Below are 16,069 nucleotides of genomic sequence, written 5' to 3'. Positions count from 1 at the left end.
ATTATTCAACTAACAAGTCTACATCGTATCTAAATCCATTTGTATCACTTAATTGCTTGTAAAATTCGCCACTTTTTTTAATTGTTCTTTTTTGAGTAGTAAGGTCGAGTGAAACCAGCCCATATCGGTTTTTATAGGCGTTGATCCATGACCAGCAATCAATAAATGTCCAAAGATGATACCCCTTAATGTTACATCCTTCATTTATTGCCTTCCATAAGTAAGCAAGATGATCTTTGATATACTCAATCCGATAATCATCAATTATTTGCCCTGTATCATCCATGAAACGTTCTTCATCCGCAACGCCCATTCCGTTCTCGGAGATAAATGCTTCGATGTTTCCATAATGGTTCTTGATATCCATGCACAAATCATAAATTCCTTTTTCGTAAATTTCCCATCCCCGGTATTCGTTCATTCGTCGTCCAGGCATGATATGTGGTTCGAAAAACCACTCTGGTAAAAATGGACTAGATGTATCCACCATAGAAGAACGAGATTTGACGCGACGTGGCTCGTAATAGTTTAGTCCAAGAATTTGAGCGGTATTTTCGTAGATACATACAAGATCTTCTTTCGTATAATCTTCAGGAAGCTGATTATATTCTTGTAATAACAGGATAAGCTTTTTAGAAAAATTCCCTTTAACCATAGGATCTAAAAAGCTCCGCGTATAAAATAAATCAGCGATTTCTGCTGCTTTCACATCAGCAGGATTTTGACTACGAGGAAAAGTAGGACTCAAATTTAGAATAACGCCTATTTTACTAGGAAGAGCTAGTTCTTTAAATACTTGTATTGCTTTTGCGTGTGCAAGTATAGTGAAGAATGCTGCTTGCGCTCCGCGTTTAAAGTCAATGAGGTTTGGATAATGAAAATCTTCAAGATAAGTACCTAAAATAGGCCCAAGTGGTTCATTGAAGGTAAACCAATGACAAACTAAGTCACCAAATTCTTTAAAACAAGTTTCAGCGTAATGAACATAAGCATCAACTACTTCACGTGATTCCCATCCACCTTTATCTTGAAGAGTAGCAGGCATGTCAAAATGATATAAGTTGGCAAATACTTTGATTCCGTTATTATTCATTTCGGAAAATAATTTTCGATAGAAAGAAATGGCTTTGGGATTTACTTTTCCGGTACCGCCATTTGGAAACATTCGTGCCCAAGAAATAGAAACGCGAAAGGAGTTATGCCCAGTTTTTTTCATTAGTTCTATATCTTCTTTATATTGATGGATGTGATCGGTTGTAATAGAGGAATCGATTCGTTGATAAAACCGGTAAGGTTGTTCTTTAAACCAGCGATCCCAGATAGTCTCTGCTTTTCCTGTTTCCCCTTTTCCTTCTGCTTGCTCAGCTGACCAAGCGGAACCCCACCAAAAATCATCTGGAAAAGTTAGCTTTTTCATAGTTGTCATAATTTTTTTACCTCCTGTTTTCACTTAATGATAACACCGCTTACAACTTAAAGTAAATAGTTTTGTTTAAATATATATATCTTTTTTGTTGTGTGTATAATTTTGATGTGGATTTTATCGGTTTATTTATGTTAAAGTATAGATGAAGATATGTGTTTGATTGGAGGGTCACCATTGAAAAAAATTGCGAAGTATATGGAAATTTACTTAGATATAAAGAAAAAAATTGTAAATGGAGAGTATAAAATTGGTGAGAAACTTCCTACAGGAGATGAATTGGCAGTTATTTATCATACAAGCAAGTTAACAGTAAAGAAAGGCGTAGACTTACTTGTTTCCGAAGGAGTTTTGCGAAGTAGAAGTGGGTATGGGACTGAAGTCGTCAGAACACCAATTGATAACTCACGAGTTCTTGGTCCAAACGAAGGTTTGTTTAGCGTGGTTGGTGAAGAACACGTAGATTCAGAAATCCATACTTTCTCAATTGAACTTCCATCGAAAAAAGTAGCTGATAAATTAAGTATCAGTGTAAAAGACTATGTATATAATATTGTACGAAGCCGTTTTATTGATTGTCAACCATACTCGATTGAGCAAACATTCATGCCATTAGCAGTCATACCAGGCTTGGAACCAAAACATTTAAAGAAATCTGTATATGCTTATATCACAAATGAACTGGGTCTGGAAATAAAGACTTCGCACATACGTATCAAAGGAGATACTGCGAATGAATTTGACGCAAAAATATTAAAAATAGATCCAGGTGAATTTATGATCGAGATAGACAAAGTTGTTGCTCTATCGTCTGGTAAACCTTTCGAGTATTCGGTATCGAGACATTTATATCAAGACTTTGTTTTTGAAGCTGTTTTTGTTGAAAAATAAGCTCGGGAAAATTATTTTTTTCAGAGCTTATTTTTTTATACTAATAAAGATATATACCCGTGGTGCTAGTTAATTTTTTCCTAGAGGAAAATGTCTAAACATGTTGGTAAATCAACAAAAAAACGCATATAGTAGTCTCAAAACTCCCAAGAAATGAGGACTACATATGCGTTCATCAAAATATACTGAACATTATACAGATACTTTTATAACATTCAAGGAAATTATGAGAACTGTTTCTAACATATACCACAATTGTGTACCAGATAAGATTAAAAACCGAAGAAATACTGATCAACTGAAGCAACGCGATACAGTGATTATTGCTTGTGTTATATGGGGCATAATTAATGGCTATACTAGCCAAAGAGCCACGTATAGAGCGGTTTGTTCCGTCTTATTTCCTAATGGTGACTTTCCTAGTAGGAGTCGATTCACTCGCTTAAGTTCAAACTTAGCTTACACTATCAAGATTATTCGATACTTTTTCATCAAGAAGCTCACCAAAGGTGAACTAGTCGGAATTATAGATAGTTTTCCTAGTCCATTATGTAAACCAGTTAGAAATAGACAAGCAAAACTATTGAATCAAATAGCCAAAGTTGGCTATAACTCAACAAAAAAATCTTATTTTTATGGTCTTAAAATTCATATGATCGTTACTAAGACTGGCTTTCCGATTACTTACTCAATCACGAATCCAGGTGTCCATGACGTGAAAGTGTTAGAGACTTTATCGGAAGAAGCGAATCTTCCCAATATCCTAGGGGACAAAGGATATATTAGCCATAAAATCCATGAAAAGCTTGCCCTTAAGGGCATTACTATATCCGTTCCGCCACGTAAAAACATGGATAAATCAGAAAAACTAGACCACAGCTTACTTGGAAAACAAAGAAAAACAGTTGAGACTGTTTGTTCTTCCTTAGAAAAATTAGGTTGTCAAAATTTCAACTCACGTTCTGTTAAAGGGCTAGAGAGTAGATTTGAAAGCATATTACTGGCTTACAGTGTTCTATTAAGTCGAGCACAACGACGTTTTGAAGGAACTTTGAGATATTCTTTAGGATATTAAAATTAACTAGCACCACGGGTAGATATATATATTTAATTAAAAGTATTTACTTTTATTGATAAGTGATGTATTATTTGGGTGGGAAAAGTAATCGATTACAATAAGCATAAAGGAGAAAAAATATGGGCAAAAGTAGCAGGAAGGACATTGTATTTGAAAAATTTGGTATAGTTGCGACTAAGTTGGGGAATCAGATCCATTTAAGAACTTTGCGAGATGCGTTTGCTACATTTATGCCATTTATGATGTTAGCAGGATTTGTGACACTTATTAATTCAGTGATCTTAGAACCAACAGGATTCATGGGTGAAATTGTCGATACTAGTACATTGACCACGTTACAACAAATTGGTACTTCAATTGCCAATGGTACATTAAGCATAACTACATTATTAGTTGTAGCAGCAGTATCTTATCATATGTGTGCAAGCAGAAATTATACAAATCATATTGCAGCGGTATTAGTTGCTATTTCGACATTTGTTGTATTAACACCTATGCAGATGATGTTTACTCCTGAAAATGCGGATAAAGCTGTTGAAGTGACGGGTGTGATACCTATATCCTATACAGGAGCTTCAGGAATGTTTGTAGGTATATTTGTTGGATTAGCGGCTACAGAATTATTTATTAAACTTTCTAATAATAAGAAACTACAGATTCAGCTATCCGGAAATATTCCTCCCGCTGTTTTAAAGTCTTTTAATGTATTAATCCCAATCATTATTACGATTACCTCGTTTGCTTTATTGTCATTTATAATCATTCAATTGTTTAATATGGATATAAATAAGCTAATTACCACGATAGTTACAGAGCCATTAAGTAAAATTACAACTGATTTACCAGGATTTTTGTTAATTACATCTATTGCTAATCTATTTTTTGGATTTGGTATCCATCAAGCAGTAATATCAGGTTCATTGTTAGATCCGTTTTTGATTCAGAATATGCAAGAAAATATGGCAGCTTATGCAAACAAAGAGCAAATTCCACATATTATCAATATGGCCTTTAAAGATACCTTTGCGGTAATGGGTGGATCGGGAAATACGATTGCTTTATTGATTGCAATATTTATCTTCAGTCGTAGAAAAGATTATAAGGACTTTGCTAAATTATCGGTAACTCCCGCTATATTCAATATAAGCGAACCTATTATTTTTGGATTGCCTATTGTATTTAATATCAGTCTGATTATTCCCTTTGTGCTTGCACCGATTTTTTCTTTGACAGTAGCATATTTTGCAACTGCTGTGGGATTAATTAATCATGTAGTAGTGCAAATTCCTTGGACTACGCCACCAGTTATATCGGGATTTTTAGCAACAGCCGGAGACTGGCGAGCAGCTGTTTTACAAATATTAATTATAGCCGCAAGTGTGTTTATATATTTACCGTTTTTACGAATTGACGAACACGTGACAACTAAATTGAGTGAAAATGAAACATAATTTACTATGAGATAACAAAAATTAACACAAGAAGTCGTTGGAATATAAATAGCCAGTAATTTCAATAAGGATCATATTTTTTGATAAGTACGAACATGTAGAAAAACAAACATTTTTTGGTAAGGATAATCATTATTTTTCACAAGACAAACCTATCTGTGTATATACGTCTATTTAGTATATGCAAAGATAGGTTTTTGGTGGTGAAAAATAAAGACTGTTAATATTATTAATCGTTATTTTAATATTTATCTTTAAAGATTAGAGTGGTTCGACACACCTGAAAGTTGTTGTCAGAATTTTATCCAATATACAGATGCAGTGGAACCTCTCTTACAAAATGTAGAAAAGTATCGTAAAATATATCAACAATACCGGAAAATCTATCCAGCAACGAAGGAAATTTGTCATGACTTATAAAACAAAACGCGTACCTAATAGTCAAATGACTAATATTGGGTACGCGTTAAGTCTTCTTTACTTCATCCTTTGCATGATTCGTGTTTTTAAAGCAAGGTCTGCTGTATTTCTTGTGGATTTAGGATGGTTGTTATCGTTTACTTGCTATTTTTCATTGAAATCGTCTTTCTTTACCGTTTCTTTAGTTTTTTATCTATTTTTTTCTTTTGGTTAGAAAATTCTTTTTCCCGAAAGTCTTCTTTCAGGATTTTTATGGAGTAGCGTTTTGAATAAGAGGCGTCAGTGTGATCGACTTGGCAGACGAACCAAGAGAACATTTGCCTTTTTTCTGCATGAGGTGCTTCTGCTAATAATTCTTTCCATAAATAATAACAGTCCTCTATCAGAAGAAGGGTTCGTTCATCCTCAGGCTCCCAATAGAATGTTTCGAGAGTAGCAATCACTTCATTGATCAATTCGAATGCGGGAAGATAGGCATTTTGCTGAATAAGCGATTCAACTGCTTCTTGGATGAACTTTCGCATCTCCATGATGAACTTCGCTGTTTTCCTGTTTTTGTTTTTCTTGATAATATGATCGTATTTATGGATGATAGTTGTTAATTTATCTGAATAATTTATTGCATGAAATGGCATCTTAACTTTGAAGCGTTCGATAAATTGCGGATGTTCTATAAGAATCTCTGTTAAAAGCTCCCGTACAAGAGAGGAACTAGCGGAGGAAACAAGGGACGAGAGTTCGGAAAGTGAGTAGTTGGATTTTTTTATTGGACGTTCTTCGTAAGCGAATAAGACAGCAGCCATGTGTTTGCATTTTTTTCCTTCTATGGCATATAGACAATCACAAGTCATGTTGGTCTTTTCATCCCAAGTGATCACTACCTTATAATCTTCCGTGCCAGAAACTGTTGCGGACAAGTATTTGCTTGTATAGTTCAAATGACGGACAAAACCGTGCAGATGATAGCTGTAACCGCGTTCCAAAACGTTTTCAGGAAAATACTCAAGCCAATTATTCATCTAGTTCTCCTTTCATGAAACACTTATTTATATTTAGTATAAAGAAACGTTTAAGAAAAAGTAGCTGATTTTACATATTTGATAATCACTCTTGCTCGAATTGTCAAAAATTCATTCTCCTTTTCTTTTCTTAGAGAATGTGAGAAAAAGTAAAAGAATAGCGTGTTTTAAAGATGGAACTTTTTTTGTTTTTTATTTATCTGACAAAAATGAAGTGATTTTGTTAGAAATAAATAATTGTTCCAATTGATAAAAGAGGTATGATGTATCGCAAAGAAAGATCCAAGCAGCGTTCTGATCAGCAGTTTGAACAACAATTTGCTTTGAACAGTAGGTAGTAAGCGGATTAACTAAGGGAATAAAAGATATTTTTACCGCTTTGTTTACTTAGAATGTGTCTTCCCCAAAATTTATTTTTCTAAAGGTAAAACATAGATAGGCAGATAATACCAATTATCCGTTACGAAACGCTGCTTGAGAATTTTCTTTAGATCCATACAACATTTTCTATATCTGACTAAATTGGTTCCTGATTCATCAAGTAACTGACTTTCTTTGATAATATGATAAAAAGGCAAGCAAGGAGGAAGATAAATATGCTTAAAGATCTGAACCAATTGATCGATTACATCGAAGAACATTTGACAGAAGGACTTTCCTATAAAATAATAGCCGAAAATACAGGAATCTCTGAATATCAATTAAAACGCATCTTTACGTTTATTGCAGGGATGTCGCTGATGGACTATATCAAAAACCGTAGATTGGCTTTGGCTAATCGCGATCTTCTAGGTGGGGAAAAAGTAACAGAAACGGCGTTTAGATATGGATATGAAACAGTCGAGGGTTTTTCAAGAGCTTTTCGTGATTGGTCAGGTTATCTGCCTTCAGAAATCAGCAGATATGGCATACAAAAATCTTTTCCACGCTTGACATTTTTTATTGATGTCAGAGGAGGAAAATCGATGGAATTTCGTATCGAAAAGAAAGAACAGTTTTATGTGGCAGGTGTGGCGAAAAAAGTCCCTGTCCAATTTGAAGGAGTCAATCAAGAAATACAAAAGTTAGCGCAGACGATCACGGAGACTCAAAGGGAAGAGATGCATAAGTTAGGAGCTTTATATCCACATCAAGTAATCAACGTTTCTTATGGATTTGATGGAGACCGCTTGGAAGAAAAGGGTAGTTTAATGCACATGATCGGCTTTGCTACGACAAAAGAAAATCCGTACGCTGATTTAGAAATGCTTGCTATAGAAGAACATACTTGGGCCATTTTTCCTAATAAAGGACCATTTCCCCAAACTTTACAAGACACTTGGGAGAAAATCTATGCAGAATGGCTTCCTTCTTCAGATTATGAGTTAGTTGAAGCTCCCGAGATCTCTTTTACAAAATGGGGAGAGGATTTCAGTCATGTTTACAGTGAGATTTGGATTGCAGTGAAAGCAAAAAAATAGTTAAAAAATGAAAGTATCCCCACAAGAAGAGCGTAATCGTGTCATTCCTCTTTAATTTTATGTAAGATGAACTTAACATAATAGAAAGGGTGGGAGAAATGGCAAAGTATAAGATTGAAGAAAAACCAGAGTTTGCAGTGACAGGTATTGGTGTGGAATTGAAAAGTAGCAATACAGATTTTGTCGGTTTGGCAGCAGAGAAGCAAGCCTTTGAGCAAAAAGTCATCAGTGACGGAACAATAGACACCTTGAAACAAGCTGCTGAAAATCATTATTTCTTTACAGTCAACGAACCCTATGACGGGAAAATGATGTACTATGTCGGTGTTCAAACGAGTCAGGATATTCCTAATACTACGAGAATCGTCCCATTTCCAAAAGGAACGTATCTCGTCGTAAGCGCTTTAGCAGAATCGCCTGAAGAATTAAGAAATGATTTGACGAATACGGCCTTTGGACATGTTTTAAGAGAAGTAGAAGATTACGCCTATGTTGTGGGTCCAAATGCTGTAGTCGAAATGGGAGTTACCAACGGGAAATATATGGGAGAAATCTGGATACCGGTAGTCAATAAACCATGATAATATAGAGGTCGTGAAAGTAGCGCTTTGACCTGAGCATTAGAGAGGAAAAAGGGGAAATAGCTTTCCATATTTTGCATTTTTCAGAACTAATGCCGAGGGTCAGCTACTTGAACACCGTTTATCAAGACGTCATGACTTCAGCGCTTTGACCTGAGCATTAGAGAGGAAAAAGGGGCATGACAAGGCTTTTGTCCCCCGGAGAATAAAAGAATTTATGTAGACGATTCCGATCAGAAAAATGCAGGCACAGTAGAGAGAATTATAAAAATCTCTCTACGAGGCCTGTGTTTTCTGGTCTTTTTTCTTTTTCCAAAACGGCTATTTTATGTATCAGACTATCAAGTGTGATCTTAGCCATTTCTTCTTCTGCCTTTTTCTGCAGCCGAGCGTAGCTTTCTTCTAAAGCTTCTTGGATATTCGCACCAACGACGCAATTTGGATTTGTTTTTGGATCGACTTGGATAAGCTGTGTATTACCTTCGATGCTGCGATAGACATCTAGTAAAGAAATCTGATCTGGACTTTTGGCAAGGGAAGGCTGCGGTTTTCCGGTTTTTGTAAAGATCAAACCGGATTTTTTGAGCTGACTCATGATTTTACGTACATTTGCTGCATTTGTTTCGATACTACTGGCAATCATCTCACTAGAAAGTGATCGGGTATCTTGAAACATTTCAATATAGGCAAGTACATGGATTGCATCACTAAATTGCAGAGAATACTTCATCAGTTGTCATCCTTTCATTTTTTTTGCTTGACTTATCTTACCACACTCTTTATGATGAAGGTGTAATTTATAAATGTACAGCTGTAAATCTTAACAAATAAAAAGAATAGGGAGTGGCAAATATGCATTATTTAGTAACAGGAGCAACTGGAGGTTTTGGTGGTTATGCGCTGGAATTCTTAAAAAAGATGGTTCCACAAAATGAAATCTATGTACTAGTACGTAGTGAAGAAAAAGGAGAAGCGCTGAAAGAAGCTGGATTTAATATACGTATTGGTGATTATGATGATTTAGACTCAATGAAAGAAGCGTTGAAAGGAATAGATCGATTGCTTTTTGTCTCTGGCGTTCCAGGAAATCGTCAAGCCGAACATAAGAATGTAGTGAAGGCAGCACAAGCAGCTGGGGTATCTTATATCGCTTATACAAGTTTTGCAGATGCCGATCACTCGATCAGTGTATTAGCGCCAGATCACCAATTCACTGAAAAAATGATTAAGGATTCAGGTATTTCCCATACATTTTTACGGAATAATTGGTATGTAGAGAATGAATTACCTATCATTGGGCAGGCTTTAAAAACTGGTCAATTCGTTTATGCTGCAGGAAATGGAAAAACAGGTTGGGCATTGAAACGTGAATATGCAGAAGCTGCAGCAAAAGTACTAGTAGAAAGTGACTCTCCAGAAATCTTAGAATTATCCGGCAATCTAACTGACTATGAAGAATTAGCCAAGGCATTAGAGCGTGCGACAGGTAAAGAGTTAGAAATTATTGAAGCAAGTGATGCAGCGTTTGTCGAAAATCTAAAAGAAGCCGGATTCCCTCAAGAAGCAGCTGACATGTTTTTAGCGATCCAACATGATATTAAAAAGGATCAGTTAGCTATTTCCTCTGATGATTTAGAAAAAGTATTGGGAAAACCATTAACTTCTCTTGAAGCAGCATTAAAAGAAATATTGGATCAGGAATAATGTATAAAGAGGTTGTGAAAAAGCCGATTAGTTTTGAGTATGAAGAAAAATTTTGTGAAAATGGCTTTCCACATTTTTGCATAAATTTGACTTCATACCGATAAACTGGTTTTTGAACACCGTTTACCAGAGGTTGTAAAAAAAGCCGATTAGTTTTGAGTATGAAGAAAAATTTTGTGAAACTAGTTTTCCACATTTTTGCATAAATTTGACTTCATACCGATAAACTGGTTTTTGAACACCGTTTATCAGAGGTTGTAAAAAAGCTGTTCTGCATCAAGTAATAAGAAGAGTCAAATAAAAAATAGCTCTTCATATGTTACGTTTGGCTGGACTTATTACCGCGGAGTTGGCAGGAGAACGCCGTTTTTTATTCGGAAAAAGGAGCTGAGACAAGATTTTTGTCTCAGCTCCTGTTTGTTTATCGATAAAAAAGTCTGGGGAAGACGATGGCTCAGGCTTTGTTGGAAACAGAGCCGATTTTATCATTTGCTTTTACATCACGTGCGGGTTCGATTTCTAAGCTTTGGACTTTGTCGCCATTTGTGAATACAACTACCATATCCGTGTTTTTGCCTGCAGATTGAATAGCGGCAAGATCAACTAAAGCAATCAATTGACCTCTTGCGACTTTTTGACCTTCTTCTACATATAAAGTGAATGGTTCGCCTTTTAAGTCAACAGTGTTGATGCCCATATGAAGCAAGACTTCGATACCAGTATCTGTTTGGATTCCGACAGCATGTTTCGTTGGGAAAATGTTTGTGATCGTACCAGCGATTGGAGAGAATATTTCTCCATTTTCTGGTAATACAGCATAGCCGTCACCCATCATTTTTTCCGCGAATACATCATCTGAAACTTCAGTGATTGGAATCAGTTTCCCATTTGCGATAGCGTAAATATCTTGTTCGATCGTTCCACCGGCAAATGTTTCTGTTTTAACCACGGTGTTTGTTTGTGCAGGTCGTGCTGCAGCACCACCATGTAGTTTTGCCATCTCATCTGCAACGAATTGTACTTCTGTACCTACGATGACTTGCGCATTTTTTCCGTCGATGATCTTCATACCAGGTACGCCAGTGGCTTTGATTTTATTTTGATCGATCAGGCCTGTATCTTTGACTTGCAAACGAAGGCGTGTAGTACAGTTATCGATCGAAGTTACATTGTCGGCTCCGCCTAATGCAGCGTAGATTTTGCTTGCTTGTGCCGCATATTTATTGTCTGAATTAGTCGTTGCAGTATCGTCATCTGAAAGATCTGCTTCCTCGCGGCCAGGAGTCATCAGATGGAATTTTTTGATAGCAAAGTTAAAGCCAAAGTAGTAAATCACTGCTGTTACTAATCCTTGGACGATCAACATCAATGGCTGATTCGCAATCGGATTTTTCAAAGATAGGAAGTAATCGACAAATCCGGCACTAAAGGCAAATCCTGCTGTCCAATGGAAGAATGCACTCACTGCTAAAGAAATCCCAGTGAAAATTGCATGCAAGACATATAATGGCCAAGCAACGAACATAAATGAAAATTCAAGTGGCTCTGTTACACCAGTAAAGAATGAAGCAAAAACTGCTGCTAGCATCAATGAAGCTGTTTTTGCTTTGTTTTCTGGACGTGCATTTCTGTAAATAGCATATGCTCCTGCTGGAAGCCCGAACATCATGATTGGAAAAAATCCAGCTTGATACATTCCTGTTACGCCTTTTGTTCCTTCAGAAGCCAAAAATTTACCAATATCATTGATTCCTGCTACGTCAAACCAGAACACGGAGTTCATTGCTTGATGCAATCCTGTAGGGATCAGTAAACGGTTGAAGAAGCCATAAAGACCTGCACCAACCCAGCCTAAACTCAAAATGAATTTAGCAAAAGAAACTAAAGCAGAGTAAACCGGAGGCCATACGAGCAGTAGCACTGCACTGATCAGCAGCATGACAAAGGCAGCCAAGATTGGCACTAGACGCTTGCCGCTAAAGAAAGATAAAGCCATCGGTAATTTTGCTTCGTGGAAACGATTATAAAGAGCTGCCGCAATCAATCCGGCAATAATACCACTAAATACGTTACTGATCTGAGCAAAAGATGGATCAACTGATTCTGGTTTGATATTCAATAAAGTAGCTACTGAATCAGTTTTTAAAACATTTACTGGAACTTCAAATGCGACCAAACCTGCCAAGGCAGCAGCACCTGATTTGTCCACTGACATCCCTAGTGCTAACCCAACGGCAAACAGCAAAGGTAATTGACCTAAAACTGCGTTACCGCCAGCTTGTAAAAAATGAGCGACAATGTCGTTACTATAAGATGCCCACCAGTTTCCGATCCCTACTAGTAGAGCAGCAGCAGGTAAGACCGCAACTGGAAGTTGAAGGGAACGTCCCATTCGTTGTAGATATGCTTTCAATTTTTTTCCTCCTCATGATTGTTAACATTTGTTTGTACGATTGCGCTTCTTAAACGCTCGATATGGATGGCCAAGTAACCCAGTTCTTCTTTCGTGATCGCGAGCTGGTATTCTTTGGTCAGCAACACACGGATTTTTTTAGAAATCTTATAGCTTTCTGGGTATTTTCGTTTGACCATTTCTACGATTTCCGTGTCTAAAACAGCATATTGTTGCGCATGGGTTCGTTGTAGAAGCAGTCGTAAATGATTCACCAGTCTTGAATAATTCAGTGAAAATGGTTCTGAATGGATATCTGTTTCCAATTCTGATTCCACTAAATGGATGATGTCAGATACAATCGTCACTTCACGGATACTGCGATGGTTATTGTTCCGACCGCTTCGTCCGCTGTGAATATGGATTGCGATATATCCTGCTTCATCATAAGTATATGGAATCCCAAGCTCTTTTGTCAGATACTCTACTGCCCATTGAGCAATACTGAATTCATCACTGTAAAGCACTTCGATTTCTCTTAAAAGTTTGTTGCGGATGACGATACCGTTATTGATGTTCTCCGCAGAAAAAGCAATGTGGTCGGTCAAAGCGATCAATACATGTTCATTCAACTTTTCCATCAAAACAGTTTCCGCATGATCAATGATCGTTTCTGCTGCAAATAAAAAGCGTTCATCGATCTGATTAAGTAAATTTTGCAACTTGATTTGACCTTCTGGTTCCATGACAAATATCCGTTCGACATCACGATCAAAAATCAAATCATTTCTTTTTCTGTCAAATCCAATCCCTTTTCCAATAGCTACTTTTTCCTGTCCACCGTCATCTACCAATACTGCATTTTGATTAAAGATCTTTTTGATTTTCATGCGCGCACCCTTTTTGAAGATTTGGTTTTCACGTTTGCTAGACCAGTTGATTGCGGCCAAACAAAAATAGACACGAAAAACCTCCTAGGGAAACCATGTTCCTCAGAGATTTTTCATGCCTAGTATGATCTAGTCACATGAAACGAATTATTGTTAACGTAATCAATTTTATATAGACAGTTATGTTTTGTCAATTCTTTTTTTATAATTTTTTATAATTATAGTAATTTACTGGAATTATCAGAAATAAAAGGAAGAAACAAATTAAGAAACTTGTGTTATTTAATCATTGGATCTTTTGCTTATCTTATTCGTTGTTAAAAAGCTGAAAGCGAAGGAAAAAAACTCTACTTAACTGTATTTCTCCGTTAGGACATCTAAAAATTTACGAGCAGCAGGAGAAAGAGGCTGGTCTTTTTTCCAAATGAGATTCAGTGAAGCTTGTAATGGCGGATCGAGTGGGATAAATATTTTTTCCGTCCCATAAGTATTGATGATCCCATCTAGAGCTAATGCACCAAAAGTCCCGTTATCGACCATCAAAGAAGCATTGTACAATAAGTTATATGTTCCGACGATCGATAACTGATCTATGCTGAAACTTAGCCATTCAGCTAGTTGACTGTCCACTGACGTTTGCCGGGAAATGATCAAAGGAACAGTTTTCAATTCCTGCGGATGGATGACGGTTTGCTTTGCTAAAGGATGATTCCGATGTATCAAAAGTCCCCAACGATCTTGGGCTGGCAGTCGAAATGACTGGTATTTTTGTTTGTTTGTCGGTTCGATTACGAGTCCAAAATCAAGTAATCCGCTATCCAGTTTGTCTATGATATCATCTGCATTTCCGCTATATAAATGAAACTGGATATCAGGATGCGCCTTGATCAACGAATGAAGGCTATCAGAAATGAAAGAGATTGCTTTAGTTTCGCCTCCGCCAATGTAGATTTCTCCAGAGATGATTGCGTCATTTGTTAAATTGTTCGCCGTTTTTTCTACCAACGACAAGATTTCTTTTCCTTTTGAATAAAGATATCGACCAGAATCCGTCAACTGTATCTCTCGGGAGCCTCGAGTGAAAAGTGTCACACCAAGTTCTTCTTCTAAATCTTTCAGTTGTTTTGAGAGAGTAGGTTGCGTGATATGCAGAGATTTTGCTGCTCGGCTGATATTTTTTTCTCTAGCTACTGCTAAAAAATACGTCAGTATACGAATATCCATTTTTTCCCTCCTGTTTTTAAAAAAGCATACCACTAAGTATAGTTAAAAGGAATAGTTAAGTATGTTTTATAAGTATTAGACATCATAAGCCGTCCGTTATAAAGTAAGGATAAAAGGAGGGAGCAAAATGACAAGCCTCATCGAAAAACAAATCGTCAATAAAGAGATTCGAGTAACGGATCCGCTCTTTGAAGTGATCCATCAGATCCAAGCTGAAAACGAAGAGCCTTTAGCAGCGCTGAATACTGGGTACCATGAACCAGCAGATATCCGCAAACAGCTAGAAAATATCATTAGTGACAAAGTAGATGATACGGTGACTGTTCTGCTGCCTTTTTATACAGATTTCGGCAAACATATTAGTATAGGGAAAAATGTCTTTATCAATCGTCAAGTGATGTTCGTTGACTTAGGTGGCATCTGTTTAGAAGATTCAGTATTGATTGGTCCTCGTGTCAACCTCATCACGGTGAACCATCTAACCGATCCAAACGAACGAAGAGGCTTGTCAGTAAAGCCAATCCACATCAAGAAAAATGCTTGGATCGGAGCAGGAGCAACTATTCTGCCAGGCGTAACGATTGGCGAGAATGCCATTGTTGCAGCGAATGCAACTGTTACGAAAGATGTCCCAGACAATACCATCGTTGCAGGAATCCCTGCCAAAATCGTCAAACCTGTCGAACGGATTATTTGAACAGTAAGATGAAATAAGAGATAGTGAGTATAAGCAAGAGATTTTTCAAAACAGGAGGAGAATAGAATGAATGATTTATCAGAAAAAGTAATTGTCATCATGGGCGCTTCAAGCGGAATCGGTGAAGCAACAACGAAGCTATTAGCAGAAAAAGGGGCTAAACTAGTTATAGCTGCACGCCGAGAAGATCGCCTAAAAGCAATAAAAGAATCTTTACCAGAAGCTGAGCTATATATTCAAACAGCAGATGTAAGAGATTTTGCACAAGTCCAAGCAGTTATCGATTTAGCGATGGAAAAGTTCGGTCGAATCGATGTATTGTACAATAATGCAGGAATCATGCCAACCGCTCCATTAGTTGAAGGTCACCGTGATGAATGGCAAAATATGCTTGATATAACATCATGGGTGTGTTAAATGGAATTTCCGCCGTACTTCCAATCATGGAAAAACAAAAATCTGGGCATATCATTTCAACTGATTCTGTGGCGGGACATGTTGTTTATCCTGATTCCGCCGTTTATTGCGGAACAAAATTTGCTGTCCGTGCAATCATGGAAGGATTACGTCAAGAGCAACGGCAAAATAACATCAAATCTACGATCATCTCTCCAGGAGCTGTTCAAACTGAATTATATCAAACCATCAGCGACAAAAAGGCTGCTCTTGAACTTCATGAAGCGCAAAAAGAATGGGGATTGACCTCCGAAGATATAGCTTCTGCTGTAGCATTTGCGATAGAAACGCCAGACCGGATGTCTGTCAGCAACATGATTATCCGTCCGACGACACAGAAAGTATAATCCATAACGGATAATATCCAAAGAGAATTACTTGTT

The 16,069-nt window shown here is 37.0% G+C and carries 13 protein-coding genes and 2 pseudogenes; 9 read left to right on the top strand and 6 right to left on the bottom strand.

Annotation, left to right across the window (positions count from 1 at the left end):
• Position 1 precedes the first annotated feature (1 nt).
• Positions 2 to 1,426 (bottom strand): glycoside hydrolase family 1 protein, encoded by a 1,425-nt coding sequence (locus MKX69_RS12045; protein WP_002302703.1) that lies wholly within the window; start codon positions 1,424 to 1,426, stop codon positions 2 to 4.
• Between the two features lie 174 nt (positions 1,427 to 1,600).
• Between MKX69_RS12045 and MKX69_RS12040 the strand changes: the two genes are divergently transcribed.
• From MKX69_RS12040 to MKX69_RS12025, 4 genes and pseudogenes are all read left to right on the top strand, one after another.
• Positions 1,601 to 2,314: a GntR family transcriptional regulator gene (locus MKX69_RS12040; protein WP_002302701.1), complete on the top strand. Its 714-nt coding sequence runs from the start codon at positions 1,601 to 1,603 to the stop codon at positions 2,312 to 2,314.
• 166 nt (positions 2,315 to 2,480) lie between these two features.
• Positions 2,481 to 3,389, top strand: a complete 909-nt coding sequence (locus MKX69_RS12035) for an IS982-like element ISEfm1 family transposase (RefSeq protein WP_002343056.1) — start codon at positions 2,481 to 2,483, stop codon at positions 3,387 to 3,389.
• Positions 3,390 to 3,511: 122 nt separating this feature from the next.
• On the top strand, positions 3,512 to 4,843 hold the full coding sequence (locus MKX69_RS12030; RefSeq protein WP_341010388.1) for a PTS sugar transporter subunit IIC: 1,332 nt from the start codon (positions 3,512 to 3,514) through the stop codon (positions 4,841 to 4,843).
• Between the two features lie 261 nt (positions 4,844 to 5,104).
• A pseudogene (locus tag MKX69_RS12025) lies at positions 5,105 to 5,263 on the top strand (FGGY-family carbohydrate kinase); the annotation flags it as partial.
• 170 nt (positions 5,264 to 5,433) lie between these two features.
• On the opposite strand, the gene MKX69_RS12020 reads toward MKX69_RS12025, so the two are convergent.
• A complete protein-coding gene (locus tag MKX69_RS12020; RefSeq protein ID WP_002331280.1) occupies positions 5,434 to 6,282 on the bottom strand; it encodes an SWIM zinc finger family protein in 849 nt (282 codons plus the stop codon).
• A 596-nt stretch (positions 6,283 to 6,878) separates the two neighbouring features.
• Here MKX69_RS12020 and MKX69_RS12015 point away from each other — a divergent pair.
• A complete protein-coding gene (locus tag MKX69_RS12015) occupies positions 6,879 to 7,742 on the top strand; it encodes an AraC family transcriptional regulator (protein WP_341010385.1) in 864 nt (287 codons plus the stop codon).
• Positions 7,743 to 7,840: 98 nt separating this feature from the next.
• Positions 7,841 to 8,323 (top strand): GyrI-like domain-containing protein, encoded by a 483-nt coding sequence (locus tag MKX69_RS12010; RefSeq protein WP_341010384.1) that lies wholly within the window; start codon positions 7,841 to 7,843, stop codon positions 8,321 to 8,323.
• A 262-nt stretch (positions 8,324 to 8,585) separates the two neighbouring features.
• Here MKX69_RS12010 and MKX69_RS12005 read toward each other — a convergent pair whose 3' ends face one another.
• Positions 8,586 to 9,053 (bottom strand): Rrf2 family transcriptional regulator, encoded by a 468-nt coding sequence (locus MKX69_RS12005; RefSeq protein WP_002287477.1) that lies wholly within the window; start codon positions 9,051 to 9,053, stop codon positions 8,586 to 8,588.
• A gap of 122 nt (positions 9,054 to 9,175) precedes the next feature.
• On the opposite strand from MKX69_RS12005, the gene MKX69_RS12000 reads away from it, so the two are divergent.
• A complete protein-coding gene (locus MKX69_RS12000; RefSeq protein ID WP_002287475.1) occupies positions 9,176 to 10,027 on the top strand; it encodes an SDR family oxidoreductase in 852 nt (283 codons plus the stop codon).
• A 454-nt stretch (positions 10,028 to 10,481) separates the two neighbouring features.
• Here the strand turns inward: MKX69_RS12000 and nagE are convergent, their stop codons facing one another.
• The 3 genes from nagE to MKX69_RS11985 all read right to left on the bottom strand — a co-directional run bounded on the left by nagE (position 10,482) and on the right by MKX69_RS11985 (position 14,533).
• Complete coding sequence (gene nagE / locus MKX69_RS11995) at positions 10,482 to 12,440, bottom strand: N-acetylglucosamine-specific PTS transporter subunit IIBC (RefSeq protein ID WP_341010380.1); 1,959 nt, start codon at positions 12,438 to 12,440, stop codon at positions 10,482 to 10,484.
• On the bottom strand, positions 12,437 to 13,309 hold the full coding sequence (locus tag MKX69_RS11990) for a PRD domain-containing protein (protein WP_002287471.1): 873 nt from the start codon (positions 13,307 to 13,309) through the stop codon (positions 12,437 to 12,439). The genes nagE and MKX69_RS11990 overlap by 4 nt, the downstream gene beginning before the upstream one ends.
• 351 nt (positions 13,310 to 13,660) lie before the next feature.
• On the bottom strand, positions 13,661 to 14,533 hold the full coding sequence (locus MKX69_RS11985) for a LysR family transcriptional regulator (protein ID WP_341010377.1): 873 nt from the start codon (positions 14,531 to 14,533) through the stop codon (positions 13,661 to 13,663).
• A 127-nt stretch (positions 14,534 to 14,660) separates the two neighbouring features.
• Here MKX69_RS11985 and MKX69_RS11980 point away from each other — a divergent pair, with 127 nt between their 5' ends.
• The gene (locus MKX69_RS11980) at positions 14,661 to 15,230 is read left to right on the top strand and encodes a DapH/DapD/GlmU-related protein (RefSeq protein ID WP_341010375.1); all 570 of its coding nucleotides are present in this window, start codon (positions 14,661 to 14,663) and stop codon (positions 15,228 to 15,230) included.
• Positions 15,231 to 15,296: 66 nt separating this feature from the next.
• Positions 15,297 to 16,033, top strand: a pseudogene (locus MKX69_RS11975) (SDR family oxidoreductase).
• Positions 16,034 to 16,069 lie beyond the last annotated feature (36 nt).

Source organism: Enterococcus sp. FSL R5-0957 (assembly GCF_038008005.1).
In the GTDB taxonomy this organism is placed as follows: domain Bacteria; phylum Bacillota; class Bacilli; order Lactobacillales; family Enterococcaceae; genus Enterococcus_B; species Enterococcus_B faecium.
The sequence above is the reverse complement of the archived record's forward strand: the minus strand, read 5'-3'. Positions and strand labels throughout refer to the sequence as shown.